The organism is Novosphingobium sp. Chol11, assembly GCF_945870625.1.
In the GTDB taxonomy this organism is placed as follows: Bacteria; Pseudomonadota; Alphaproteobacteria; order Sphingomonadales; family Sphingomonadaceae; genus Novosphingobium.
In genome coordinates, this window is the sequence record NZ_CAMBTS010000013.1 from 1 (window position 1) to 23,582 (window position 23,582).

The window sequence follows — 23,582 nt, forward strand, 5'->3', positions numbered from 1 at the left end:
GGTTTTCCCGATCCTGCTCGATACCGACAATCCAAAGTTTCGCGATGCGATGGAAGCGATGCGGCTGGCATCGCTGCGGCTCGAGGCGGCACGGGAAAAAGCCGGCCTGCGCAAGCTGATCGCTCGCGCCGGTGTTCCCGCGCGATCCGGTCGATCAGGCTGTCGGTCAGGGACCGGGCGATCAGGCGGCCGAGCGGTTTGGTGCTGGCCGCGCTCGGCGAGAGCGGGATCGCCAGCGCAAACCGGGTCCGGTAAATGTCGCGCTGCGAGATCGTGGTATAAAGCCGGGCAAGTTCGGCATCCTCGCCCGCGCCCAGAAAGGCGAACGGCGCAATCAGCGCGCCGGTGCTGATCCCGGTGACGATCGAAAACTCTGGGCGGGTGCCGGATTTGGTCCACCCGTTCAGCAATCCGGCACCGAACGCCCCGTTATCGGATCCGCCCGAAAGCGCGAGCATTGCGGTCTCGCCATCGCGCCCACGAAACGAGGCGGTCATCTGCCGCCCGGCCCCCGGCGCATCGGCCCAGAACCGCGCATCGGCGATCCCAGGCACGGTGGCTGTCGCCGCCTGCGCTTCGGTAAATGCGCCGCGGTTGATCGTGGCGCACCCTTCCAACAGGAAGGATGCGCTCACGATGGAAAGCAGCAACACCGACTTTTTCCGTCTGCGCACGGCTGGGGCGATCCGGTCGCTCAATTGGGCTGGCTGCTCGTGGTGGTCACTGTCCGCTTGACGACGGTTTTCTCGGTGGCGGCGCGGCGGCGATGATGCACGATCTTGCGCTTGCGCACAGGCGTTGCGGCCCGCACCGGCGTCACCAAACTTGATCGGGTCGTCTCGGTCGAGACTGTTGCCGTGGTCGTTGCCGGAGGCACCATCATCACGACGGGCGGCTGTGCGGCGCGGGCATTGGCTGCGTCAGCCTCGGCGTTGGCAATCGCGGCGGTTTGCTGCGCCACATCGGCGCGGGCATTGGCATTGGCCGCCGATTGCATCGCGCCAGCGGTCATGGCGTCGCTTTGCGATCGCTGCGCGCTGACATTGGCGGCGCGCGCGCGGGCTACTTCGGCGATGGCGGTGTCGGCCAGCTTCGAGGCGTGCTGCGCATCGATGATCGCTTCGGCCTTCTGCCCGGCGGCAAGCTCCTTGCGCGCCAGCACCAGCGCGTTCTGCGCCTGGCTCTGGATCGCCAGCGCATCGCCATCGGTGCCCACCTTGATGGCGGCGTCGATCTTGCCTGTGGCTTCGGCGATGGCTGCGCGGGCTTTGGTCGTCTGGCTTTGGGCCATGGCGGGGGTGGTGATCAGCAGCATGGCGCTCAGCGCGATGGCGGAAGAAGCATGGATGAAGCGTTTCATGGTTTTCGTCTTTCAAAGGCGGCCGGTGCAGCGAAAGGCCGCTGTCCTAAGCCGGTTGATGGGATCATTCAGGTTATCCGCAGCGCGTTCGGCGGCGGCGCTCGATTGCGCGTCCACCGACCACGCCAAGGCCCGCACCAAGCAGGGTCCCCAGCGTCCGGTCGCCGCGGCCGGCCACTTCATGGCCGATCACGCCGCCTGCCACGCCGCCGATGATCGCACCGGTGGTGCCATCGGATTTGCGGCAGTAAGTCCGGCCATCGCGGCCGACGAAGGTCTTGTAATGCCTCGAGCCAGCGTTCGAATGTCGCTGCCGGGCGTTGGCTGGGCTTGATGCCAGCATGGCGCAAGGGGCGAGGGCAAGCAGAGCGCCCAGCACAAATCTGGTTTTCATGTGTAATTCAATTCTTTGGTTAAACCGGGCATCATTTGCCAATGCGGATGGCGTTGATCGGGCCCATCATCCCCATCGTCTGAAGCAGCCAGATGACCACCCCGATCACGACGACAATGTTAAGAATATTCTTGATCTTGCTATCCATCGGGATGTAATTGTTTACCAGATAGAGCAGGACCCCAACGACAACGAGGATTATGACTAAAGTAACGAGGGGCACAGGCGATCCTTTTATTTGGACGAAATTTATCCGAAGCATGTTTGATATTGATAAAATTGCGCGACTCATGGCCTGCGGTGGCTGCAAAACCACGCTGGAACCCGTTTGAACCTACAGACCCGATAACCATGATCGCGGCGGATTGTTCCCGCGGACAGATCTAGGCTGCGGTTTGGTTCGCTATTCGTGCGCGCTGGGCGCTTGAGCCTGAGGGGTGAGTTCCGAAACAGTCGCCTTTAGGCCCGCTCATGCGGTAGGCGACATCGAGCTGCCCCGCCTCGGCGGGGCATGGTCGATGTCGCTAGAACATCTGCATATAGTTGAATATAACTTGAGATGCAGGCGTGCGTCTGTTAATCCTCCAGCCATTGTAGAGGTGCCATGCCCAGCCGACTGACTGTTGCTCGCGAACCCTCCGATATTTTCAAAGTGATTGGCCATCCCGATCGCGTTCGGCTCATCGAGGAATTGCGGGTGGCTGATAAGGACGTGAACACGCTGGCGGTTCACACCCATTTGCCGCCGACCCGGGTGTCGCAGCATCTGGCATTGCTGCGCAGCCACCGGCTGGTCGATGAAAAGCGCGAAGGGCGGCACCATGTCTATCGGCTGACCCAGCCGGAAATCGCCCAATGGATCGTCGAGGCCATTCGCTTCATCGAGCAGCGCGGCCCGGCATCGCTGAGCGCCGAGGCTGAAGAGGCGCGGATGCTCTGGTCCTGAATTTTACGAGCTAACCCTAATAGCAGGAGCCTACCCCATGCCCCGTTTCGCCGCAGGCGTTGTCCGCTTTCAGACCGAAGTGTTCCCCCAGCAGCAGGCCTTGTTCGAGCAGCTGGCCAAAGGTCAATCGCCCGAGGCGTTGTTCATCACCTGCTCGGATTCGCGCATCGAAACCGCCATGCTGACGCAGACCGCGCCGGGTGAATTGTTCATCTGCCGCAATGCCGGCAACATTGTTCCGCCGCACACGCAGCAGACGGGCGGGATGACCGCGTCGATCGAATTTGCCGTGGCCGTGCTCAAAGTGCCGCATATCGTGGTTTGCGGGCATACCGAATGCGGCGCGATGAAAGGGGCGATGAACCCGGAAGGGCTCGATGGCTTGCCGCATGTGCGCGAATGGCTGGGCTTTTCCAAGGCAGCGGTCGACGTTGTCGCGCACATTGCCCAGGGCAAGAGCGATGCCGAAAAGATGCAGGCGCTGCTCGAACAGAATGTCATCCTGCAATTGATGCATCTTCGCACCCACCCCACAGTTGCCGCGCGGATGGCTGCTGGCGAGCTGCGGCTTCACGGATGGGTTTATGACATTCGCACCGGCGGCGTGATGGCCTATGACGAGGCGCGCAATGTGTTCGTGCCCGTCCCCGAACTCTATGCTGCCGAAGTTGCCAAGCACGCCAGCGACCATGCCGCCTGCGCCGTCTGACCGGAGACCGACTATGTCCAATTCTGCCGCTACCACCGCGCCATCGCCGACCGCGAGCAAGGCCCGGATGCAAGATATACTCGCTTCGATCGTCGTGTTTCTGGTTGCGCTGCCCTTGTGCCTCGGCATTGCCATCGCGTCGGGCGCCCCGCCCGCGCTTGGTTTGATCACCGGCATCATCGGCGGCCTCGTGGTGGGCTCCATCGCTGGATCGCCGCTGCAGGTCAGCGGCCCTGCGGCCGGCCTTGCCGTGCTGGTGTTCGAACTGGTGCAGTCGCATGGCCTGCCCATGCTCGGCGTTGTCGTGCTGATGGCGGGTGCGTTGCAGTTGCTCGCAGGTTCCCTAAAGCTGGGGCAATGGTTCCGCGCGATTTCCCCGTCGGTCATTCATGGGATGCTGGCCGGGATCGGCGTGCTGATTTTCGCCTCGCAATTCCATGTGATGATCGACGATAAGCCGCATGGCAGCGGGATCAACAATCTGATCGCCATTCCGGGCGCGATCATCAAGGCGATCTTCCCGCTCGACATGTCGGTGCATCATCTGGCGGCATCGATCGGGCTGGTCACGGTCGCCAGCATTCTGGCGTGGAACTTTTTCAAACCTGCGGCGCTGAAATCGGTGCCCTCGGCGCTGGTCGCGGTGATCATCGGCACGACATTGACCGCTATCGCCAATCTGCCGATTGCGCGGGTGAACGTGCCTGAGAGCCTCGTAGCATCGCTCAACATTCCGACTGCCGCCGGGTTTGCGCAGGCTTTTCACACCGACATTCTCGTGCTGGCGCTGGTCTTTGCCTTCGTCGCCAGTGCGGAAACGCTGCTTTGCGCCACGGCGGTGGACCAGATGCACACCGGCCCGCGGACCAAATATGATCAGGAACTGCGCGCGCAGGGCATCGGCAACATGCTGTGCGGTGCGGTCGGTGCTTTGCCGATGACCGGCGTGATCGTGCGTTCCTCGGCGAACGTGCAGGCCGGGGCTACAACCCGGCTTTCCGCCATTCTCCACGGCGCGTGGCTATTGGGCACCGTGGTGGCCGTGCCGTTCCTGCTCAATCAGGTGCCGACGGCGGCGCTGGCCGCGATCCTGGTCTACACCGGGTACAAGCTGGTCAATCTCGCCCAGATCCGCAAGATCGCGACGTTTGGCCGAGTTGAGCTGATGATCTATTTCGCCACGCTGGTGGGGATCGTGCTGGTCGATCTGTTGACCGGGGTGCTGATCGGCTTCGGGATTGCGGTGGCCAAGCTGGTCTGGTCGCTCACCCATGTGCGCATTGATCGGATGGAGGACGCGGCGACCGGGCGGATCGATTTCGACCTTCATGGTTCGGCCACGTTCGTTTCGATCCCGCGCATCGCCGCCGCACTCGACACGGTGCCGACAGGCTCCGATGTGCATATCCAGATCGAGCATCTCGACCATATCGACCATGCCTGTCTCGATATGCTCTCGGCCTGGGGCCGTCAGCACGAAGCAACTGGCGGCAAGCTGGTGCTGGAATGGCATGATCTGCAAAGCCGCTATGCCGCGCCGCAATCCGCCCAGGATCAGGCGGCAAGGCGCAAGAAGGCAGAAGCGGCCGGTTGAAATCTGTCCCGGCAAGGCCAAGCCTTGCCGGGAATGGGTCAGTTCCCCGAAGGCCCGCCAGACATCTTGACGGGAGCGCTTGACGGTATTCCGCCGCCGCCGCCGCCGCTGTAGCCATAGGCCTGCGGCAGAACCGGTCCCATCTTTCCGCGCGGCAGCGGCGCCGGCGCGCCTGCCGCATCTGTCGCACCGGCGGGGGCGGGCGGGGCCATCGCCGCCAGCGCCTCGGGCGGGCTGGTGCGCGCAGCTGGCGGCGCGGCCAGCGGGCTTGCGCCTTGCGCTCCGGCGCGGGCCGGCGTCCGGGCGAGGCGCGACGCAGGCGCAGTGGGTGCCGGTGCCACGATCGGCGCGTCTGCCATGCGGATCGCAGCGCGGGCAGGGGGCGCGGAAACAGTGGGCACCGCCGGTTCATTTGCGGCAATCGGCGCTGCTGGCGGCAACGCAGCGGGCGGAACGCTGGCCGGGGTGCCGATAAGGATCGACGCGGTGCCCGCCGCCAGCGCGCCCATCCCGGCGGCCAGGATCCACCCGCGCGCGGCGCGCCGCTGCTGCGGCGCTGCCGGGGTCGCCGCTCGCCGCGCGGCGGCGACGGGATCGGCAGTCAGCGGCGCGACTTGCGCCAGGCGCGGCACATCGCGGGCGATGCGCGCGGCAAGGTCCGCCGGTATGCGCGGGGTCACTGCGGTATCGAGCAGGCGGTCGAGCGCATCGCGCCGGGGCCGGGGTGAAAATGGTCTATGGTGGCTCATGTCATCGCGCTCACATGCTGGGGGGCAATCTCGCCCCATGCCTGCGCCCGCGTTTGCAATCGCTCGCGCATCAGGCGGCGCGCCCGGAACAACAGCGATTCGAGCGCCTTGATGTTAAGGTCGAGCACCTCGGCGGCGCTGGCATTCGACAGGCCCTCATAATAGCACAGCACCAGCGCGGCACGGTGGCGCGCAGGCAGGGCGGCCAGCGCGTCGGCCACAGCGCAGCGGGTCTGCTCCGCTTCGATCAGCACATCCGCCAGCGGAGCCGGGTCTGCGCGGTCGGGCACATCGGGGGTGACGATCACGCGAAAGCGCCGCTTGCGATCAAGGCACAGGTTCATCGCCACACGGTGGAGCCAGCCAACCAGCCCGGCGCCCGTTGGCTGCCAGCGCGGCGCATTCTGCCAAAGGCGGGTGAAGCATTCCTGCACCACGTCCTCTGCTTCGAAGCTGTCCCCCAGCATGCGCGCGGCGAGGCGATAGAGCTGCGGCGTATGGCGTTCCACCAACACGCCGAAGGCGTTCGCCGATCCCTGGCCCACGGCAATCATCAGCGCGGTGTCCTGTGCGTCGACCCCCTCACAATCTGGGCCTTCGGGCGCAGGATCAGCCATAAGCGGACGCGCCGAAGCGCAGATCAGCGCCGACTCGTCGCCAGAACCCCGGATCGGGTGACTGTCATGATCGAGCCTCACGTGGTGATTCCCTCCCCGGCCCGAATCATGCCCCAAAATGCCGCGCGTTGCAAAGCGGCGCATCGGCGGCCCATTTTCGGGCTGCTGTACCGCCACATTTTGTGAAGGGCCGCGCCGTTCCCCGCGTTAGGCGATGTGGAAGCTGCGGAGCGGCCGACCTCCCCGGGCCGGCTGCTGCGCAGTTTCCACCGGGCTTTCGTGCCGCAGTCTGTCCTATTTGGCCTGCTGCGCGAACCACGGCTTCATCCGGGCAATCGCCTCCTCCACCAGCGGCGTGGATACGGCAAAGCTGAAGCGCATGAAGCGGTGGCCGTTCACCGGATCGAAATCGATTCCCGGCGCGCCGGCAACCCCGGTCTCTTCGAGCAGCCGGGTGCAGAACGCCATGCTGTCGTCGGTCAGGTGCCCGATATCGGCATAGACATAGAACGCGCCGTCGGGCGGAGCGATTCGGGCAAGGCCCATGTCCGCCAGCGCGGCCAGCAGCAGATCGCGGTTGCGCGCATATGTTTCAAGGTGTCCGTCCAGCTCATCCCGGCAATCAAACGCGATGAGCCCGGCGTGCTGGCTGAGCGAAGGGGGGGTGAGAAACAGATTGCCCATCCGCGCCCGCGCCTGTTCGATCAGCGCAGGCGGCACCAACAGCCAGCCCAGCCGCCATCCCGGCATGCTGAAATACTTGGAGAAGCTGTTGACCACCAGCGCCTCAGGCTCGATCGCCAGCAAGGAAACGGCGGCGTCGCCATAGGTGATGCCGTGATAGATCTCGTCCGACACGATCTGGATGCCGCGCGCACGGCAGATCGCAACAATCGCGGCCAGTTCATCAGGTGCGATCACTGTGCCGGTGGGATTGGCGGGGCTCGCCAGAATAAGGCCGTCGGGCGCGGGGTCGAGCGCGGCCAGCGCCGCAGCGGTGATCTGGTAGCGCTCAGCGGGCCCGCATTCCAGTTCGACCGGCTCCATGAACAGCGCGCGCAGATTGTTGCGATAGGCGACATAGCCGGGCCGCGCCATCGCCACCCGCGCGCCCGGCGCAAAGCGCAGCGAGAGCGCCATGACCAGCGCAGGCGAAGCGCCGCAAGTCAGCACCACTTGCGCAGGGTCGATCGCGCACCCGGCGGTGTCGAAGTAATAGCGGGCGATCCGCGCCTTCAGCGGCTCGCTCTCCCAATATCCCGCCACATCGTCATCGAGCACGCGTCGCGCCTCGGCCAGGGCGGCGGCGGGCGCTCCGGTCGATGGCTGGCCAAATTCCATGCGGATGATGCTGCGCCCGCTTTCGGACAAGCGCTGGGCCAGGCTGGAAATGGCAATGGCGTGAAACGGTTCGAGGCGTGCGATCATCGCGCGCCATTAGCACCGCGTCAGCGCGCGATCAAAACGACATTAATGGCCGGGTCAACATTTCGCCGGGGTAACCGCGGGCGAAGGGTTATAGATCTGCGTCAGATCGCGGTCGTCGCGCACATAGAGCGCGGCTTCCTTGCGGATCACGGTGTCTTTGATCACCCCGTTGAAAAACAGCGGCTTGTAGTTGTAGGCCACCTCGACAAACATGATGGCCGCATCGCTTTCGGCGGTCATTGGCGAAGTGCCCTGGCCCATGCCCTTGAATGCGGTGCCCGTCTTGCCGGTGCCTTCCACGCCGTAGCGCGAGGCATAGGCATTGCTTCCCGAGCAGCGTTGCCACTGGATCCACTGGCCGCCCGAACTGTTGGTCTGCAGGCTCGACAGGATAATGCGCCCCCTGGTCGGGAAATCCAGACCCTTGACCGATAGCCCCGCGCCAGCGAACACTTGGTTGACATCGTACTCGCGGAATTGCGGCGCGCTGTTGACCTGCGTCATCTTGGCGCGGCTGGCATTATCGGCCACCGTGATCGCCAGCTGGTTGAGGCGGACATGCATGATTGTCAGATTGACGGTTTCGCCCCCGGTCAGCGACAATCCCATCAGAAACGGTGTCGCCAGCCCGACCTCGACCACGTTCACCGCGCTCTGGTCGCGCAATACCCGTCGCAACAGGCCCCAAGCGCGGCTCATGTGCACACCTGCACGCCAACGCGCTCGCTTTGGGTGGAGAAGGGCTGGTTCTGCAGGATGGTGGTCGAATTGACCTTCTGGGTTTTGGGCAATCCCCAGAAGGTGCCGATGTTGAACATCGTCGTATAACTGATGCTCACGGTGTAAACCACCACGTCATCCGCGCCGCCGAGGCCGGTCTTTCCCATATCTGCATCCCATAGCGAATTGCCGTTCATGTCGGTGAAGCATTCACCTGCATCGCGCTTGGCGTTCTTGTTTGTATCGGTGAAGTCTTCCGGCTTGCCGATGCTGGTGAATTCAGCGTAATTCTTGCGTGTGAAAGTAACAGTTGAGTTGGGAACGCCGGTTTTGATGATTTTGGATACCGCCGCGTCGATCGTGGTCTGGCTGGTCGGGCCGGTTTGCAGCGACGAATTGCGCGCCGCCGCGTTGACCGCGCCGGTCAGCACGCCTTTGACGTAGAACGAATGCGCCATCTCCAATGTGCCGAAGATCATCAGGAACAGCAGCGGCGCCATCAGCGCGAACTCCAGCGCCGCCGCGCCGTCCTGATCGCGCGCCGCGCAGGCAACAAGCGGTGCCACGCGCGCCGTACGGTGCGGGTGGGCCAGCGCGCTCACTTGTTGATCCGAAGGTCGGCGACCTGGCCCGCGATGTAGCGGAACGTGTTGGTCAGCTCGGTGGTGTTGCTGGCATAATAAGCGCGGTTCGCGGTCGCGCAGCTGGTCAGCTGCGTGTTGAGCGAGGTGCCGAAGCCGATCACCCAGATCGTGTAGCCCAGCGCTTTGGCCCTGCCGCAGGCTGCGACAAAGCGCGAGTTATGTCTGTCGCGCAGCGTCGAGTTCGACGATCCCTGCGGAGCCACCCGTTGGTCGTTCTGTTCAAGGCCATAGGCGGAGTACGTTGTCGACGAAGGGGCCATGTCGCCATCGGTCATGAAGATGATGTGGCGGCTGATCGAGGTTTGCACGCCGTTGCCAAACGCTTCGTTGACATTGTCGGCAAAGATTCCGGTCGGGCTGGCAAGGCGTCCGCCCCAGATCATCCCGATGTCGTGATACGTCGATCCAGTCGCGACCAGGCTGTCGAGATAGGTCGTCAGCCAGTTGGGCACGACGGTCGGCTGCGTGACATCGACATTGGTGAATTGCATCATCGGTGCCGGGCAGGCCTGGCCTACCGAGCTGGTGCCCGAGGTCGAGGTCGAGTCATAGACGGCGTTGTAAGTATTGCGATTGAACACAAGGTCGTCGACCGCGATCTTCCAGCTTGTCGCGTCATCGGTCGGCTCGCTGTCCATATCGAGATCGCTTGCGGCCGCCGGGATCGGGTTCCACGTTGCGGTTTGCACCGTGGCGCGCTCTTCGATGCAGCCGTTCCACTTGTCATTTTTCGTGGTGACGCCGGTTACGCCCGGCGTGCCGACGATTGTGCCAAGCGCACGCGCGTCATAATAACCGGCGGATGGAACCGTCGCAGTTGAATTGACGCTGCTGGCCAGCGTGACATTGCCCAGCCCCTTGTAGTCGGAGACGTTGACCGTGGCCTGGGTCCAGCGGTAGTTCGTGAACTGGTAGTTCGTGACATAGCTGGTGGTGGTCGTCGCGACATTGCGGATGCAGGTGCCAAGCGCGCTGCTGCCGCTACCCGAAACCCTTACCCAGCTGTTGGCGGAATATGCCGTGCTGGTTGTGATTGCAGGCGGGGGGCCGCCACCAGTCTCCGGGTTCGTGCCGACGGTCGGGAACCTGTTCTGGCGATAAAGCGTGCAATTCGCAGATGTAATGTTGTTTGGATAGGTCTGCGTGGTGGGCACCGAGCTTGTCGATGACGGGACATAGACCGGCGTATTGAAGTAATAGAGCCGCGTTTGATAGGGTGCGGTATCGTCAAAATAGCTCAACGGCATCTTGCCGCTTGCCACAAGCGAACTCGCGTTCACCGTCTGGCTGTAAGGCACAAAGGCGAACCGGATGCGGCTCTGCGCCGGATCGACCACAGCGGCCGCAACAGTGTTGTAGAACGAGGCGACCGCGCTGCGCAGCCCTACGATCTTGGAACTGCTGCCGCTGTTGCAAGAGCCGCCGCTAGGAGTGCATGCCATCGACCCGGTCACGTCGAGCACGAACATGACATCCGCGCTCGCCATCTGCAACTCGGCGCTGCACGTCACCGTCAGCGGGATCGTTTTCACCCCCGCGAGCGCCATGATCGTGGTGGGCACCACTGCCGTGGCCGAACCCGTGACCGATCCCTTGCCATCGGCTTGCGAGGTGAACGAGAGCGAGGTGGTATTGGTCTCCTTCGCGTTGAAGTTGAAGTTGAACATCTTGTTCGCCTTCGCAATCTCGGCATTGCCATAGGTGGCGCTCTTGGTCAGCGCCTTGCGCCCAGCGAGCACGCCAGCGTCGCAGGCGTTCTGCAAGCTGGTGCGCGCCATATAGGATCGGGCCATGTCTGTGCCGCTGCCGACCATCGAGATCAGCAACATCATGGTCAGGAGGATGAGGTCCATGGCGTTGCCGGCCTCGTCGCGCACCAAGCGCTTGACGAGCGACCTGAACTCACTCCGTGATGCCTGTGGCTGGCGCGACATCGTTAACCGTTCCTTCTCCACCGGGCCGGGCGCTGCCAGAGCAGTGCTCGCCAAGAAAAAAGACGCGCGGAATTCCGCACTTCAATTTGCCTGATAAGCCACGCGCTCCTTCCAAAGTGCCAAAGCTTCTGGTTAAGATCACGGTAACAAAGCCCGCCGGTTAAGCGCATTTATGGCGTGTTTGCGCGCTATTCCGGGCCGCCCACGCGCCGATCATCGACCAATCGCGGCGCAGCCACGCAAACCGGTTAAGCATATCGCGGCGGCTTGCCACTTTTTGTAGCGATTGCTACATGAGTGGGCGACTCTGGCGAGCACAAAGGAATGGCAGATGAAAATGGTCGGTTCTGCGCAGAACGACGGCGGGCTGAGCTTTGGGCAGAGCGCCATGCTGGTCGCCATTGGGATCGCGCTGTGGTTCGTGGCGGCCATGCTGCTGCGTCAGATCGCCCCGCTCGGTGTGTTCGATGGCCCGGCGCGGATCGCGCTCTATGCGCTGACAGTGCCGGGAACTTGGCCATTTGTGCTCCTGACGCAGCGGTTGGTGCGCCTTGCCCCGGACCAGATCGTGCCCGGGATCGCGCTCGTCACCGCTGCGGCTTTGCTGACCGATAGCTTTGTGTTCGCGTGGTTTCCGTGGATTTACGGCGCGGCGGAATACCATCGTGATTGCGCTGCCGCCGTTTTCTGGGGCGCGGCAGTCGGCCTGCTGTTAAGCTTTATCGCCGCCGCTGTGCGGCAACCCGCGCGCTAACCGATCGCAGCGACCATTTCTTCGGTCAGCCACTGGCCCAGCACGGTGCCCGCCGCGCTCACGGCCGCTTCCTCGCCCAGCGTTTGCGCCAGCTGCGCACAGATCGGGCCAAAGCCAAGGCCCTGCGCCGACCACGCCAGCACATCGAGATCATGCGCGGCGGCCCGGCGAAACACCGGCTCCAGCCCTTGCCGCCAGAACAGCAGCACCACCGGCTCCTCCTCGCGGCATGCGGCAGGCGGCATCTCTTCCGCCGCCAGCGCGCGCCAGATCGCATCGGCATTGCTCGCCAGCGTGATCTGGCGCAGCGAGGGCACCGCGCGGATCACCGCCGTGTCCCAATCCTCCACCGCCAGCGCTTCGGGCCGCAACGCCGCCGCATCGGCGCTCACGAACACTTGGCCCACCGCCCAATCGATCGCGGCGAGATCGGCAACCTCCGGGTCATCGGGATAAATCCGGGCGAGGAACGCGCCAAAGCGCTCGCCATAAGCGTCCAGCGTCCAGCTGGTCGGCGGATGCGCATCGACATAGCGCGCCGCAGCGGCCTCGAATGTGTCCTCGCCCAGCCAGCTGGCCACGCGCTTATAGTTTTCGCCGAGGCAACCCATCAGCGAAGTGCGGTAGTTGTTCTGATAGATCGCTGTCCCCGGACCGCCGCCCAGCCGCCACTCGGCGGTCTCGTCGGCCTCGACTAGCCAGTCGCGGAAAGTGTGCTGCAATTCGGCCAGGTTCATGCCGCGATCCTGTGCGCAGCCGCTTCGGCCGCAATGGTGCGCGCGACATCGATCTCTGCGGTCAGCACGTCCAGCTCGGGGATATTGTCATCGCGCTCGATCATCGTGGCAACCGCGCCCGCGCGCTCGATGGCGCTGCGATAAAGCGCCCAGACTTCATCGGGCACTGGCTGGTCGTGCGTGTCGATCAGCAGATGTTCGCCCTTCACATGCCCTGCCAGATGGATCTGGCCAACCACTTCGAACGGCACTCCGGCGAGATAGGCCTGCGCATCAAACCCTTGGTTGATGGCCGAAACATAGATGTTGTTCACATCGAGTAGCAGGCCGCAGCCGCTGCGCCAGGCCATTTCGGCGAGGAATTCCCACTCGGTCATCGCGCCGGGAAAGGCGATGTAGCTTGAAGGATTTTCAAACAGCATGGCGCGGCCGAGCGTATCTTGCGCGCGTGCGATATTGGCGCAGACCACGTCCAGCGCTTCCTCGGTATAGGGCAGCGGCAGCAGATCATGCGAATTGAAGCCATCCACGCCGGTCCAGCACAGATGGTCGGAAACTACGGTGGGTTCGATGATGTCGACAAGCTGTTTCAGCCGCGCGAGATAATCGCTGCGCAACCCGTCGCTGGAACCGATCGACATGGAAACGCCGTGCAGCGCCAGCGGATAGTTGGCGCGCGCTTTGGTCAGGGTATCGAGCGGCCTGCCGCTGTCGATCATGAAGTTTTCCGAGATCACTTCGATGAAATCAACCGGCGCGGTGCCCTCGATATAGGCGCGATAATGCTCGCGCCGCATGCCAAGGCCAAAGCCGGTGAGGCGATCCATGCTCGTGGCGGTCATGATCGTTCCTGGATCAAAAGGGGCCGAGGCTCCGCTGAGGGGGGGAAGGCGGAGCCCCGGTTTGGCGGGAAGGCTTACTTCTTTTCGGTCAGGCTGCCACCTTGCGCGGCGCACTCTTTGGTGGTCAGCGCCTTGAAGCCTTGGCCCTTGCACTCGTTCTGGCCCTTGCAGCTATGCGTGCCAGCGGCGCAATCCGACGAACCCTTGCAGGTGTTGATGCCGTAGCAGTGGACGACTTCGGCCGCAGCCTTCTTGGCGAGCACTGGCGAAGGCGCAGCCGCGAGGGCGACCGCGAGGAGGGCAGCATTGGCAGCAAGGGCGAAGCCGGATTTGGCGTTGATCATGGGAGGTCTCCTGAAAGAATGGGTTTGCGCCGGGGTGGCACATGCTAATTCGCCGATGTGCAGCGGATCGTTACAGATGGTTTCATCAGGCACAGAAAAAATTTTGTGCCGCCGCGCGCGATCTGCCAAAACCTGCGTCGGGGGCAAGAGTGTTTAGCTCTGAGGGGATCGAAACCGGATGATCGAATTGTTGACCGCGCCCACGCCCAATGGCTGGAAGATCTCGATCATGCTGGAAGAATGCGGTCTTCCTTATGAGGTCCGCTGGATCGCGCTGGGCAAGGGCGAGCAACACCAGCCGGAGTTTCTCGCCGCCAGCCCCAATGGCCGCATCCCCGCGATCATCGATCATGCCCCGGCCGATGGCGGCGCGCCGCTCAGCCTGTTCGAAAGCGGCGCCATCCTGATGTACCTGGGCGAAAAGACCGGGCAATTCCTCCCCGCCGCCCCGCGTGAACGCGCCGCTGTGCTGGCATGGCTCAATTGGCAGATGGGCGGGCTGGGGCCGATGCTGGGCCAGCACGGGCATTTCAAACTCTATGCGCCCGAACGGATCGCCTATGCCACCGATCGCTATCGCCGCGAGGTCTTGCGCCTGTTTGGCGTGCTTGATCGCCAGCTTGCAGGTCACGACTACATTGCCGGTGACTATTCGATTGCCGACATGGCTTGCTTCCCGTGGATTCAGGTCTGGCGCGCACAGGACATCGATCTGGCCGCTTTTCCTGCGGTCAAGGATTGGTACGAGCGGCTGAAACTGCGCGATGGCCTGCGCCGGGGCATGGCGCTGGGCCGCGATCAGCTGCGCAAAGGGCCGCACGACGCGCAGGCGCGCCGCATTCTGTTCGGCATCGAGGAGCAAGCCGATGGCCCACGTTGAATTCTTCTACGATCTGTCCTCGCCGTGGACGCGGCTGGCCTTTGCCAATATCCAGCCAATCCTCGCCGAGACGGGGGCGACGATCACGTGGCGGCCGTTTCTGGTCGGCGGCGTGTTCAATGCGGCCAACCCCGGCATCTATGAACGCCGCGCCGATGGCGGCAGCCCGGCGCAGAAGCATGCCTGGCGCTGGCTGTCCGAATGGGCGCGGCTGGCGGGCACGGCGATGGATTTTCCCTCCGTCCACCATCCGCTGCGCTCGGTCGCGGCGATGCGGTTTTGCTGCGCGCTGGAGCAGGATCAGGCCGATCTGGCGCGTTTTTCCGATGCCGCGTTCGATGCCTACTTCGGCGAGCAGCGCAATCTCGATGATCCTGCCGAACTCATCGCGGTCGCCAATGCTTGCGGTCTTGATGGCGTGGCGCTCGCCGCGCTGGCTGCCACTCAGCCGGTCAAAGACCGCCTGCGCGCCAACACCGACGAAGCCATCGCGCGCGGCGCGTATGGCTCGCCCACCGTGTTCGTGGAGGGCGATCATATGTATTTCGGCAACGACCAGCTGCCATTGGTGCGCCAGCGGCTGCTCGGGCCGCGCTAAACCTACCCACGCCCCCCGGCGCATGCCGGGGCCTCAGGCAGGATAAGCGCAATAACCCGCGCCCTTAGCCGACGGTCACGCCCTTCCAGAACGCGATCCGGCCACGAATGCTGGCGGCCTTGTCCTTGGGCTCGGGATAATACCACGCGGCATTGATGTTCTCGGCCCCGTCCACGTCCAGCGTATGATAATGCGCGGTGCCCTTCCACGGGCAGACCGTGGTCGTGTCGCTCGGCTTCAGGAAGGCGGCGTTGACCGCGCTTGCCGGGAAGTAGTGATTGCCTTCGACGACGACCGTGTCATCGCTGCTCGCGATCAGTGCGCCGTTCCATCGTGCTTCGACCATGCTGCGTCTCCTGCAAAAGCCGAAGATCGGGTGGATCGCGGCGGGCGTCAAGCCTTGGGGCTTGGCCTGTTCGGGCGGGAACCGGGTCCGCCTCAAAAAAACTTGGCTCCGGCCTGTGTAACCATCCCGCGCAAAGCCGCGAACTGTCTCCTGTGACCGGCGCGAACATCCGGGCACGGGAGGACGGCAGGATCGCAATAGTGAGCCCGCTGACACTCCGTTCTTGCATGGTATCAACCAAATTTGAAAGGAAATCCCCGTGAACATTACTGCAACTGCACTCGCCGCAACGCTCGCTCTTGGTCTGGCTGCTGGTGCCGCCCATGCCGCCGAAGGCAAGCCCGCCATGGAAAAGTGCTTCGGTGTTGCCAAGGCTGGCAAGAATGACTGCGCCGCCGGTGCCGGCACCTCGTGCGCGGGCACGTCGAAGGCCGATTATCAAGGCAACGCGTGGACCCTCGTGAAGGCCGGCACCTGCACTTCGATCAAGACGCCCAAGGGCAACGGTTCGCTGACCCCCAAGGCGCACTGATCGCGCGCCGCGCGCCGGATGCCGCAAAGTTTCGGCGCGCGGCTTGCCCCCTGAAAGGCGCACTTGATGCATTCGCTGACCATGATCTATCACCGGCTGGCCGCGCTGGCCGGCCGCATTCTGCCCGATGCCGTGCTGCTGCTGGTGGCCAGGCTGGGTATCGCGGCGGTCTTTTTCCAGTCCGCCCGGACCAAGGTCGAAGGGCTGCTGACGATTACCGACAGCACCTATTATCTGTTCGAAACCGACTACAAGCTGCCGTTTGTCGCGCCAAACATCGCGGCCCACATGGCGACCTATTCCGAACACCTGTTCCCGATCATGCTGGTCCTTGGGTTCGGCTCGCGCTTTGCCGCGCTCGGCCTGCTGGGCATGACCACCGTGATCGAAGTGTTCGTTTATCCAGATGCGTGGGCAACGCACCTCAGCTGGGCTGGGCTGCTGTTGCCGATCATCGCCAAAGGCGGTGGAGCGTTCTCGCTCGACCGTCTGCTGCGCCGGGACTGACCCGCGCCGCATGTTTCGTGCGCAGCCGCTGGCCTGCATCTCCACCCCGGGATGCAGGCCAGCTTGCGTTTAGATGACGCGCAGCCGCGCCGCGTAATTGGCGGCCTGCGCGGTCAGCGCGGCGCCCGAACAGACCTCGACGAGCGCCAACCCGTCAACCAGCGCCAGAATCATCGCGGCGGCGGCGGGGCGCTCCGCTTCGGGCGTGGCGCCCAGCCGCGCTTCGATCCAGCCGAGGAACCCTTGCGTGATCTGGTGGGCAATCGCGGGATAGGGTGCTTCGCCGCGCGCCGCGGCCGCAACCACTTCGATCCATAGCCGCATGAACGGCTTCATCGCGGGGGCGCTGGTCACGCGCACCGCCTCGCCGATCAGTTGTCCCGCGCTCAGCGCCGCGCCCGGGGGGATGGCATCGGCCAGCTGGCCTGCGCTATCGGCCGCAATCCGCGCCATGGTCTGCGCCAGCAGATCGGCCTTGTCGGTGAAGTAATACAGCAGCATTCGGTCGCTCACTCCGGCGGCGGCGGCGAGCTGGCGCAGGCTGGTCTGCGCCAGACCCGTGGCCAGCAAATGTGCGCCGATCGTCTCGATCACGCGCGCACGCTGCGTGTCGCGGATGCTCACCGCTTGCGCTTGCCGGGCAAGCCCGCTAGGAATGTAGCAGTTGCTACAAAGACTCGGTGGGAGAGTATCATGATCCTGTTTCGTGCATTCCTGATGGCCGTCTTTTGCGTGATCGCGGGGTATACCGCAATCGTCGTCGGCATGCATGGATCAGACTTCCTGCCACTGTTCAACGCCGACATTCTGGACATGACCTGGCGCGGCCAGTTCAACACCGATTTCCTGTGCTTTCTGTTGCTCAGCGCGATCTGGATCTCCTGGCGCAACGATTTCAGCCCAGCCGGGCTGATGCTGGGGGTTGTCGCGGTGTTTGGCGGCATGCTGTTTCTCTCGGTCTATCTGCTGATCGCCAGCTTCGCTGCGCGCGGCGATGCGGCGGTCTTGCTGCTCGGCCCGCGCCGCGCCGCCGCTCGCGGCTAAACAGACCGCCGCTCGCGGCTGAACAAACAGCATCGTCATCGCGGCCGCAGCGGCATAAAAGAGGCCGCGCGATGAAACTATTGCGGGCACGGGCGCGAACCTGTGTTCATGAAACATTCACGCCCCGCTCCCGCGCCAGCGCTTGCCATGCAGCCACGCGGCTTGCTAAATATGCCTTCCGATGGACCGCGCGCGGCGCGAAACGGGGAAGTGCCTTTGCTCAAGCCTCGCGATCCGCGCACGCCGCCTGCTGGTCCGCTGTCCGATCCGCTCCCAGAATCGCATGCAGGATCGCTGATCGATCAGATGGTCGCGGATCTTACGCCGGTCGATCCGCTGCGCCTGGTGGACGGGGTGATCGCCGGCCTTGCCGCGACCGCGCTAGTCGTGGGGGCGGTCGCGCTGTTGTTTGGTTGGCGCGACGATCTTCTGGCCGGGCAACCGAGCTTGCTGGTGGTGGCCCGTTCCGGCATCCTGTTGCTGGCAGGGGCTGCTCTGCTGATGGCGGTGGTGCTCGGTGCTTTGCCGGGGCGCGATGATCGCGCCGCGCGCCGCGCTGGAACACTGCTGCTCGGCCTGTTCCCGCTCGGCCTAGCCGTCCTCACCGGGCAAGCAGTAATCTCCCGCACCGGGCTCTCGTACGCCGAAGTGGGCGCGCTGTCCGCCGCGCGCTGCTTTGTCATTTCGCTGTGCTGCGCGCTGGTTGTCGCAGGCGCGGTGGTTGCCTGGCTGCGCCGCGCCGCGCCGACCGATCTCGCCCGCGCCGGCTGGCTCACCGGAGCGGCAGCGGGCGCCCTGGGGACTTTTGCCTACAGCCTGTTCTGCCCGTCAAACTCGCTGGCTTTTGCGGTCACGGTCTATCCCGCCGCCATCCTGCTGGCGGCGCTGCTGTCGCGGCTGGTCGTGCCGCAAGTGGTGCGCTGGTAGTTCAGCCCGCCTTGAGCGCGGCCAGCGCGTCGGCCGGTTCGGCGCGGTTGCGAAAATCAACATCGACGAACGCATAGCGCACCGTCCCGTCGCGCCCGATCACATATGTTGCCGGCACTGGCAGAAAGCCGCTGTCCGAACCGTAGATCGCGCCGAAGTCTATGCCCGACTTGCGGTAAAAATCGAGCATCGGCTCGCCCGCGAAAAACGCGAGCCCTAACGAAAGCGCAAGCCCATGATCGACATCGCACACCACCTCGGCCTGGCCGGGCAAGCTCTGGAGGATCGAGCGCGCCTCTCCGCCGGTTTCGCCAGTGACCTCCAGAAAGCGCGCGCCGGCGGCGTTCAATGCGGGCAAGGCCTCGCCCCATGCGGCAAGTTCGTGAACGCAATAAGGGCACCAGCGGCCCCGGCTGAAATTGAGCACCACTGGCCCTTCTGCCAGCAGCTCGTCCAGCGCCAGAAACCCGCCGCGCGCGCTGGGCAGCGCAAACTCGGGAAAAACCTCGCCCAGTTGCGGCGCGGCGCGGCCCACGCCAACCGACTTGAGGCCCGCCACGATCTCGTCGAAAAAGGCTTCCAGCGTGCGATAGGTCTCGCGCGTTGCGGCCAACCGCGCGGCCAGGGAATGGGCAGGAAGATGGGCCAATGGTGCGCTCGCGGCTGAGGTTTCAGAGATCATGCACCATCACTAGGCGGCGCTGCGCGATCATGGAATGCCCCGCGTGGGTATCAAGTCCATGCTCAGCGCCTATTGTCGGCCTCGTCGCTGGCAAATGTGTCCCATCGTTGCGCGCGCGCCGCGCGGACAAACGCCTCGGCGGCGATCCCCCGGCGGCGGCCCGCGACCGACGCGAGCACCACCTTTACCGCGGTTTGCGCAAACGGCAGCGGCACCGCAACCAATGGCGCGCCCACCACCCCCAGCGGCAGCCACGCGCAGCCGAGCCCGGCCAGCACCATCTGGCGCAATTGCGCGAGGCTGTGCGCCTGATGGCGAACCTCGATCTGCACCCCCGATTGCCCGGCGATGCGGGCCAGCCCGGCGCAGCCGTCTCCGGCATAATCGATCCACACTTCTTCTTCGAGCGCTTCCACGCTTTCCGGCGGGGTGCTGGCATAGCCGTGTTCGGGCCGGATCACGACCTGATAAACGTCCTCGAACAAAGGCCAGCGGTCTAGCCGGTCGGGCGCTTCCTCGGGCAGTTCGATGATGACGAGGTCGAGCGATCCGCCCATCGCCAGCTCGATCAGTTCGGCGCAGGAGCCGCTGGTCAGCGCCAGTTCGAGCCCGGCCAGCCCGTTGCCCAGTTCGGCCAGCACGCGCTGGAGCGCCGCATGCTCCACCGTGCGCGCCACGCCTAGCGTGAGCGGCGCGATTTCGGCGCGCCCCAGCCCGCGCGCCATCTGCTTGGCGGTCTGCGCGGCATCGAAGCTGCGCTGCAAATGCGGCAGCATCGCCTTGCCCAGCGCGGTCAGGTGCGTGCGCGCGCGCTCGCGCCGAAACAGCGGCGCGCCGAATTCCTCTTCCAGCTTCTGGATCGCCTTGGTCAGCGATGGCTGCGAAACATTGCACTCAATCGCCGCGCGGGTGAAATTCAGCAATCTTGCCGCCGCCAGAAAATAGCGGACCTGATGCATTTCCATCGCTCAAGATCCCGTCTCAATGCCCCTGCAAAGCCCGCCTGCGGCTCCATGCAGGACGGGGTCGCCCTCGGCAAGCGCGGGTGCCGCAATATGATTTATGCGTTTCACGCAAGAATGCCGAATTTGTGTGGTGGCAAAGCGAGCTAAAGTCTGTAGCGGAGGACGTATGAACGAACTGGCCGGCTGGATGCGAACCTTTGTCGCGGTGGCCGATGGGGCAAGCTTTTCGCGCGCGGCGCTGCGGCTGGAGATCACTCAATCTTCGGTTTCGCGCCAGATCAGCGCGCTGGAAAAGCATCTCGGCGCGCAATTGCTCCAGCGCACGACCCGCTCGATCGCGCTGACCGCCGAGGGCACCGCGTTTTTCGAGGCTGCGCTGCGCGCGCTCGCCGCGATCGACGAGGCGGAGGCGTCAGTCGGCCTGCATGGCGCGCTCAGCGGGCAAGTGCGGCTGACCGCGCCGCTCACTTTGGCGCAAGCGCGGCTGATCGCGATGATCGCGCGCTTTCAGCAAAAGCATCCGCGCATCGAAGTCGATCTGCGCCTGTCGGATCATGCGCTCAATCTGGTGTCGGACAATCTCGACTTTGCAATCCGCGTGGGGGCCATCGGCGATAGCCGCAATATCGCGCGCCGCATCGGGCGGGCAAGCCGGGTCATGGTCGCTGCGCCCGCCTATATCGCCGCGCGCGGGCTTCCGCAGCGGCCAGAAGACCTGTGGGACCACAATTGCCTGAGCTATTCCTTGCTCGCCACGGGCACGCGGTGGTCGCTCGCGGGCCATGCGCCGGTCGATATCCGGGGCAATTTCCGCGCCGACAGCCCCGATGCGCTGCGCGCCGCCGCGCTTGCGGGCGCTGGCATCGCGGTCAATGCGCGCTGGTTGTTCGAACCGGATCTGGCCGAAGGGCGGCTGTTCGAAGTGCTGCCCGCGTTTCCCCCGCTCGATATGCCGATCCACCTCACCATGCCTCCGGGCCGCTATCTGGCGGCGCGCGTGCGGGCGCTGGCCGACTTCCTGATCGAAGCCTTCGCCGCCGATCCGCTGCTCAGGATACCCTGATCGCCCGCGCAAACATGCCCTTTGGGAATGAACACTATGCCTAGCCGGTACATGGTCTTTGGACCCCGCGCGGCGCATTCTCCGTCTTGCCGAGAGACGAAGGAAACCACGATGACCAGCCAGACCGCCGCTCTTCATGAACCCGCTGCCAACCCAGAGGCCAGCCCGGCGGCCCCCAAGCGGCGCGCGGCCTCGTTTGCGTGGGAACAGACAATGGCCGCCAGCTTTGCTGGCGATGCAGCGGCCTATCGCTTGCTGCTGGGCGAGGCGAGCCGCTGGTTGAACCGCTACTTCGCCCGCCGTCTGCCCCCCGCCATGGTCCCCGATGCGGTGCAGGAAGCGCTGATGGCGCTGCATACCAAGCGCGCCACCTTCACCCCCGGCCGCCCGTTTCTGCCCTGGCTGGCCGCGATCGCCCGCTTCAAGGGTGTCGATTGCCTGCGCGCCGCGCACCGCACCCGCAGCGAGGAATTGAACGAGGCCGAACATAGCGTAGACAGCCATGAGAACGCGGCGCTCAGCATCATCGCGATCAGCGGGCTGTTCGATAATCTGCGCCGCCCCCAGGCCGATGCGATCCGGCTGGTCAAGCTTCAGGGCTTTTCGGTGCGCGATGCGGCGGCCCTGACCGGCCAATCCGAGGCGCTGATCAAGGTCAACATCCACCGCGGGCTAGCCACCTTGCGCGCGCTGTTCGGCAACACCGAAGAGCTGGGCGAACTGGCTGTCTGACACCTGCATGGACAAACCGCCGCGATGGTTTATCGCTTTGCCGGGCAAGGCAGAGGAACCGGCGGGATGGCGGCAGACACTGACTTTAGCGGCAGCCGCGTGCTCGTCGTCGGCGGCTCGAGCGGGATCGGCAATGGCATCGCGCAGGCGTTTCGTGCGCGCGGAGCGCGGGTGAAGGTCTGGGGCACGCGCGCTGCGGCCAGCGATTATAGCCTCGCCGAGGGTTCCGATCTTGCCGGACTGGATTACGCCTGCTGCGATGTCAGCGAGCCGGGCGCGGTCGATGCGGCCCCCGATCCGTTTGTCGATGGGCTTGACGTGCTGGTGCTCTCGCAAGGCACCGTCGTCTACCGGCGCGGCGAGTTCGAGCGGCCCGGCTGGGACCAAGTGATGGCGGTCAATCTCGATAGCGTGATGGACTGCGCGCGGCGATTCCGCCCGGCGCTGGCGGCATCGCGCGGCGTCATCATCATCGTGAGTTCGGTTGCCGGGTTCAAGGCCAATATCGGCAACCCGGCCTATGCCGCGTCGAAGGCCGGCGCGGTTAGCCTGACCAAGACTTTGGGCCAGGCCTTCGCCGCGCAGGGCATCCGGGTGAACGGGATCGCGCCGGGTCTGGTCGATACCAAGCTCACCAAAGTCACCACCGATCACCCCGAGCGGCTCGAAGGCGCGCTCGCGTCGATCCCGCTGCGGCGGCTGGGCACCCCCGCTGACATGGCGGGGGCGGCGCTGTTTCTCGCCTCGCCGCTGGCGGCCTATATCACCGGCCAGACCATCGTGGTCGATGGCGGGCTCACCTTGTAATTGTGCTGATGGAAGCTTGCACAAGCAGGCTGGTTCCGGGTTAAACAGGTCGCAGATGAACCGCCGACTCCTTCTTGCCGCGCTTCCGGCGCTGACCCTGCTGCTGGCCGCAGCGCCGCATAAGCGCCTGCGCCCAGTATCAGCTCCTGCGCTGATCCCGTTGGCAGACAGCGTGCATGTGCTGGTCGAGACCGAGCTCGGGCCGATCGAGCTTGATCTGGATGGCAAGCATGCGCCGGTCAGCACCGCCAACTTCCTGCGCTATGTCGATACGCGGCGGTTTGACGGGATCACGTTTTATCGCGCGATGCGGCTGGCCTTTGGCGATCAGCCAAATGGCCTGATTCAGGGCGGCCAGCGCAACGTGCGGCTACGTTTCCCCGGCATCGCACACGAGCCCACTAGCCAGACCGGGCTGCGGCATGTGGCGGGCGCGCTATCGATGGCGCGCTATGCCCCGGGCACCGCGACGGCGGATTTCTCGATCCTGCTGGCGGATATGCCCGCGCTCGATGCCGATCCGGCGTCTGCCGATCCCGAAACGCAGGCGGGCTATGCCGTGTTCGGCCATGTCGCGGCGGGGATGGAGGTGGTGCGCAAGATCTGGGATGCGCCGCTTTCGCCGACCGCGGGCGACGGTGCCTTGCGCGGGCAGATGCTTGAGCCGCCGGTCAAGGTGCTGCGCGTGCGCCGCATGCCCGCAATAGCAGCGGGATAAGGGCCACTT

32 protein-coding genes are annotated in these 23,582 nt (G+C 64.6%); 15 read left to right on the forward strand and 17 right to left on the reverse strand.

The features are described 5' to 3' along the window. The 4 genes from Q0O40_RS03890 to Q0O40_RS03905 all read right to left on the reverse strand — a co-directional run. A partial coding sequence (locus tag Q0O40_RS03890; RefSeq protein WP_295526410.1) for a patatin-like phospholipase family protein occupies positions 1–653 on the reverse strand: 653 nt, incomplete at its 3' end. Positions 654–694: 41 nt separating this feature from the next. Then, a complete protein-coding gene (locus Q0O40_RS03895; RefSeq protein WP_295526412.1) occupies positions 695–1,360 on the reverse strand; it encodes a hypothetical protein in 666 nt (221 codons plus the stop codon). A 73-nt stretch (positions 1,361–1,433) separates the two neighbouring features. Then, positions 1,434–1,754 (reverse strand): glycine zipper 2TM domain-containing protein, encoded by a 321-nt coding sequence (locus tag Q0O40_RS03900; RefSeq protein WP_295526415.1) that lies wholly within the window; start codon positions 1,752–1,754, stop codon positions 1,434–1,436. A 31-nt stretch (positions 1,755–1,785) separates the two neighbouring features. Then, complete coding sequence (locus tag Q0O40_RS03905) at positions 1,786–1,977, reverse strand: Thivi_2564 family membrane protein (RefSeq protein ID WP_295526417.1); 192 nt, start codon at positions 1,975–1,977, stop codon at positions 1,786–1,788. Positions 1,978–2,358: 381 nt separating this feature from the next. On the opposite strand from Q0O40_RS03905, the gene Q0O40_RS03910 reads away from it, so the two are divergent. From Q0O40_RS03910 to Q0O40_RS03920, 3 genes are read left to right on the forward strand one after another with little or no spacing between them, the layout of a single operon-like run. Then, positions 2,359–2,700 (forward strand): metalloregulator ArsR/SmtB family transcription factor, encoded by a 342-nt coding sequence (locus tag Q0O40_RS03910; protein WP_295526420.1) that lies wholly within the window; start codon positions 2,359–2,361, stop codon positions 2,698–2,700. A gap of 37 nt (positions 2,701–2,737) precedes the next feature. Next, entirely contained in the window at positions 2,738–3,409 is a 672-nt protein-coding gene (locus Q0O40_RS03915; protein ID WP_295526423.1) for a carbonic anhydrase, read from the forward strand. A 13-nt stretch (positions 3,410–3,422) separates the two neighbouring features. Then, on the forward strand, positions 3,423–5,003 hold the full coding sequence (locus Q0O40_RS03920) for a SulP family inorganic anion transporter (protein ID WP_295526425.1): 1,581 nt from the start codon (positions 3,423–3,425) through the stop codon (positions 5,001–5,003). A gap of 38 nt (positions 5,004–5,041) precedes the next feature. Here the strand turns inward: Q0O40_RS03920 and Q0O40_RS03925 are convergent, their stop codons facing one another. From Q0O40_RS03925 to Q0O40_RS03950, 6 genes are all read right to left on the reverse strand, one after another. Next, entirely contained in the window at positions 5,042–5,752 is a 711-nt protein-coding gene (locus tag Q0O40_RS03925) for a hypothetical protein (protein ID WP_295526427.1), read from the reverse strand. Continuing rightward, on the reverse strand, positions 5,749–6,450 hold the full coding sequence (locus Q0O40_RS03930; RefSeq protein WP_295526430.1) for an RNA polymerase sigma factor: 702 nt from the start codon (positions 6,448–6,450) through the stop codon (positions 5,749–5,751). The genes Q0O40_RS03925 and Q0O40_RS03930 overlap by 4 nt, the downstream gene beginning before the upstream one ends. A gap of 213 nt (positions 6,451–6,663) precedes the next feature. Continuing rightward, positions 6,664–7,797, reverse strand: a complete 1,134-nt coding sequence (locus Q0O40_RS03935; RefSeq protein ID WP_295526433.1) for an aminotransferase class I/II-fold pyridoxal phosphate-dependent enzyme — start codon at positions 7,795–7,797, stop codon at positions 6,664–6,666. 54 nt (positions 7,798–7,851) lie between these two features. After that, positions 7,852–8,496, reverse strand: a complete 645-nt coding sequence (locus tag Q0O40_RS03940) for a hypothetical protein (protein WP_295526436.1) — start codon at positions 8,494–8,496, stop codon at positions 7,852–7,854. After that, the gene (locus tag Q0O40_RS03945; RefSeq protein WP_295526439.1) at positions 8,493–9,119 is read right to left on the reverse strand and encodes a TadE/TadG family type IV pilus assembly protein; all 627 of its coding nucleotides are present in this window, start codon (positions 9,117–9,119) and stop codon (positions 8,493–8,495) included. Before Q0O40_RS03945 ends, Q0O40_RS03940 begins: the two co-directional genes overlap by 4 nt. Next, positions 9,116–11,014, reverse strand: a complete 1,899-nt coding sequence (locus tag Q0O40_RS03950) for a Tad domain-containing protein (RefSeq protein ID WP_295526441.1) — start codon at positions 11,012–11,014, stop codon at positions 9,116–9,118. The genes Q0O40_RS03945 and Q0O40_RS03950 overlap by 4 nt, the downstream gene beginning before the upstream one ends. Between Q0O40_RS03950 and Q0O40_RS03955 the strand changes: the two genes are divergently transcribed. Together Q0O40_RS03955 and Q0O40_RS03960 are read left to right on the forward strand one after the other, a co-directional pair. Further along, the gene (locus tag Q0O40_RS03955) at positions 11,013–11,189 is read left to right on the forward strand and encodes a hypothetical protein (RefSeq protein WP_295526443.1); all 177 of its coding nucleotides are present in this window, start codon (positions 11,013–11,015) and stop codon (positions 11,187–11,189) included. The two genes, Q0O40_RS03950 and Q0O40_RS03955, sit on opposite strands and share 2 nt — an antisense overlap. A 237-nt stretch (positions 11,190–11,426) precedes the next feature. Beyond that, a complete protein-coding gene (locus Q0O40_RS03960; protein ID WP_295526447.1) occupies positions 11,427–11,849 on the forward strand; it encodes a hypothetical protein in 423 nt (140 codons plus the stop codon). On the opposite strand, the gene Q0O40_RS03965 is transcribed toward Q0O40_RS03960, so the two are convergent. The 3 genes from Q0O40_RS03965 to Q0O40_RS03975 form a co-directional block, all read right to left on the reverse strand. Continuing rightward, positions 11,846–12,586, reverse strand: coding sequence for a DNA-binding domain-containing protein (locus Q0O40_RS03965; RefSeq protein WP_295526450.1), 741 nt, complete (start codon positions 12,584–12,586; stop codon positions 11,846–11,848). The genes Q0O40_RS03960 and Q0O40_RS03965 overlap by 4 nt on opposite strands. Further along, positions 12,583–13,428 carry a DUF692 domain-containing protein gene (locus Q0O40_RS03970; protein WP_295526453.1) on the reverse strand — a complete coding sequence of 282 codons (846 nt, stop codon included), beginning with the start codon at positions 13,426–13,428 and terminating at the stop codon, positions 12,583–12,585. The genes Q0O40_RS03965 and Q0O40_RS03970 overlap by 4 nt, the downstream gene beginning before the upstream one ends. Positions 13,429–13,502: 74 nt before the next feature. Next, positions 13,503–13,772, reverse strand: coding sequence for a hypothetical protein (locus Q0O40_RS03975; RefSeq protein WP_295526456.1), 270 nt, complete (start codon positions 13,770–13,772; stop codon positions 13,503–13,505). Between the two features lie 178 nt (positions 13,773–13,950). Between Q0O40_RS03975 and Q0O40_RS03980 the strand changes: the two genes are divergently transcribed. Continuing rightward, positions 13,951–14,652: a glutathione S-transferase N-terminal domain-containing protein gene (locus Q0O40_RS03980; protein ID WP_295526458.1), complete on the forward strand. Its 702-nt coding sequence runs from the start codon at positions 13,951–13,953 to the stop codon at positions 14,650–14,652. Continuing rightward, positions 14,639–15,250 (forward strand): 2-hydroxychromene-2-carboxylate isomerase, encoded by a 612-nt coding sequence (locus Q0O40_RS03985; protein WP_295526460.1) that lies wholly within the window; start codon positions 14,639–14,641, stop codon positions 15,248–15,250. The genes Q0O40_RS03980 and Q0O40_RS03985 overlap by 14 nt, the downstream gene beginning before the upstream one ends. 64 nt (positions 15,251–15,314) lie before the next feature. On the opposite strand, the gene Q0O40_RS03990 is transcribed toward Q0O40_RS03985, so the two are convergent. Then, the gene (locus Q0O40_RS03990; RefSeq protein WP_295526462.1) at positions 15,315–15,596 is read right to left on the reverse strand and encodes a DUF427 domain-containing protein; all 282 of its coding nucleotides are present in this window, start codon (positions 15,594–15,596) and stop codon (positions 15,315–15,317) included. A gap of 259 nt (positions 15,597–15,855) precedes the next feature. Between Q0O40_RS03990 and Q0O40_RS03995 the strand changes: the two genes are divergently transcribed. After that, a complete protein-coding gene (locus tag Q0O40_RS03995) occupies positions 15,856–16,128 on the forward strand; it encodes a DUF2282 domain-containing protein (protein ID WP_295526464.1) in 273 nt (90 codons plus the stop codon). 66 nt (positions 16,129–16,194) lie between these two features. Beyond that, positions 16,195–16,635, forward strand: a complete 441-nt coding sequence (locus Q0O40_RS04000; RefSeq protein WP_295526466.1) for a DoxX family protein — start codon at positions 16,195–16,197, stop codon at positions 16,633–16,635. Positions 16,636–16,704: 69 nt separating this feature from the next. Here Q0O40_RS04000 and Q0O40_RS04005 read toward each other — a convergent pair whose 3' ends face one another. Further along, positions 16,705–17,259 carry a TetR/AcrR family transcriptional regulator gene (locus Q0O40_RS04005; protein ID WP_295526468.1) on the reverse strand — a complete coding sequence of 185 codons (555 nt, stop codon included), beginning with the start codon at positions 17,257–17,259 and terminating at the stop codon, positions 16,705–16,707. 69 nt (positions 17,260–17,328) lie between these two features. Between Q0O40_RS04005 and Q0O40_RS04010 the strand changes: the two genes are divergently transcribed. Together Q0O40_RS04010 and Q0O40_RS04015 are read left to right on the forward strand one after the other, a co-directional pair. Beyond that, positions 17,329–17,679: a hypothetical protein gene (locus Q0O40_RS04010; protein ID WP_295526496.1), complete on the forward strand. Its 351-nt coding sequence runs from the start codon at positions 17,329–17,331 to the stop codon at positions 17,677–17,679. A gap of 216 nt (positions 17,680–17,895) precedes the next feature. Next, positions 17,896–18,606 carry an NrsF family protein gene (locus Q0O40_RS04015; RefSeq protein WP_295526518.1) on the forward strand — a complete coding sequence of 237 codons (711 nt, stop codon included), beginning with the start codon at positions 17,896–17,898 and terminating at the stop codon, positions 18,604–18,606. Position 18,607: 1 nt separating this feature from the next. On the opposite strand, the gene Q0O40_RS04020 is transcribed toward Q0O40_RS04015, so the two are convergent. Further along, positions 18,608–19,288, reverse strand: a complete 681-nt coding sequence (locus Q0O40_RS04020) for a peroxiredoxin-like family protein (RefSeq protein ID WP_295526521.1) — start codon at positions 19,286–19,288, stop codon at positions 18,608–18,610. Between the two features lie 62 nt (positions 19,289–19,350). Then, complete coding sequence (locus tag Q0O40_RS04025) at positions 19,351–20,253, reverse strand: LysR family transcriptional regulator (RefSeq protein ID WP_295526524.1); 903 nt, start codon at positions 20,251–20,253, stop codon at positions 19,351–19,353. A gap of 166 nt (positions 20,254–20,419) precedes the next feature. On the opposite strand from Q0O40_RS04025, the gene Q0O40_RS04030 reads away from it, so the two are divergent. From Q0O40_RS04030 to Q0O40_RS04045, 4 genes are all read left to right on the forward strand, one after another. After that, positions 20,420–21,316: a LysR family transcriptional regulator gene (locus tag Q0O40_RS04030; RefSeq protein ID WP_295526526.1), complete on the forward strand. Its 897-nt coding sequence runs from the start codon at positions 20,420–20,422 to the stop codon at positions 21,314–21,316. 111 nt (positions 21,317–21,427) lie between these two features. Next, complete coding sequence (locus Q0O40_RS04035; RefSeq protein WP_295526529.1) at positions 21,428–22,048, forward strand: sigma-70 family RNA polymerase sigma factor; 621 nt, start codon at positions 21,428–21,430, stop codon at positions 22,046–22,048. Between the two features lie 66 nt (positions 22,049–22,114). Then, the gene (locus Q0O40_RS04040) at positions 22,115–22,855 is read left to right on the forward strand and encodes an SDR family NAD(P)-dependent oxidoreductase (RefSeq protein ID WP_295526531.1); all 741 of its coding nucleotides are present in this window, start codon (positions 22,115–22,117) and stop codon (positions 22,853–22,855) included. Positions 22,856–22,910: 55 nt separating this feature from the next. Then, on the forward strand, positions 22,911–23,573 hold the full coding sequence (locus Q0O40_RS04045; RefSeq protein ID WP_295526533.1) for a peptidylprolyl isomerase: 663 nt from the start codon (positions 22,911–22,913) through the stop codon (positions 23,571–23,573). The last annotated feature ends 9 nt before the right edge of the window (positions 23,574–23,582 follow it).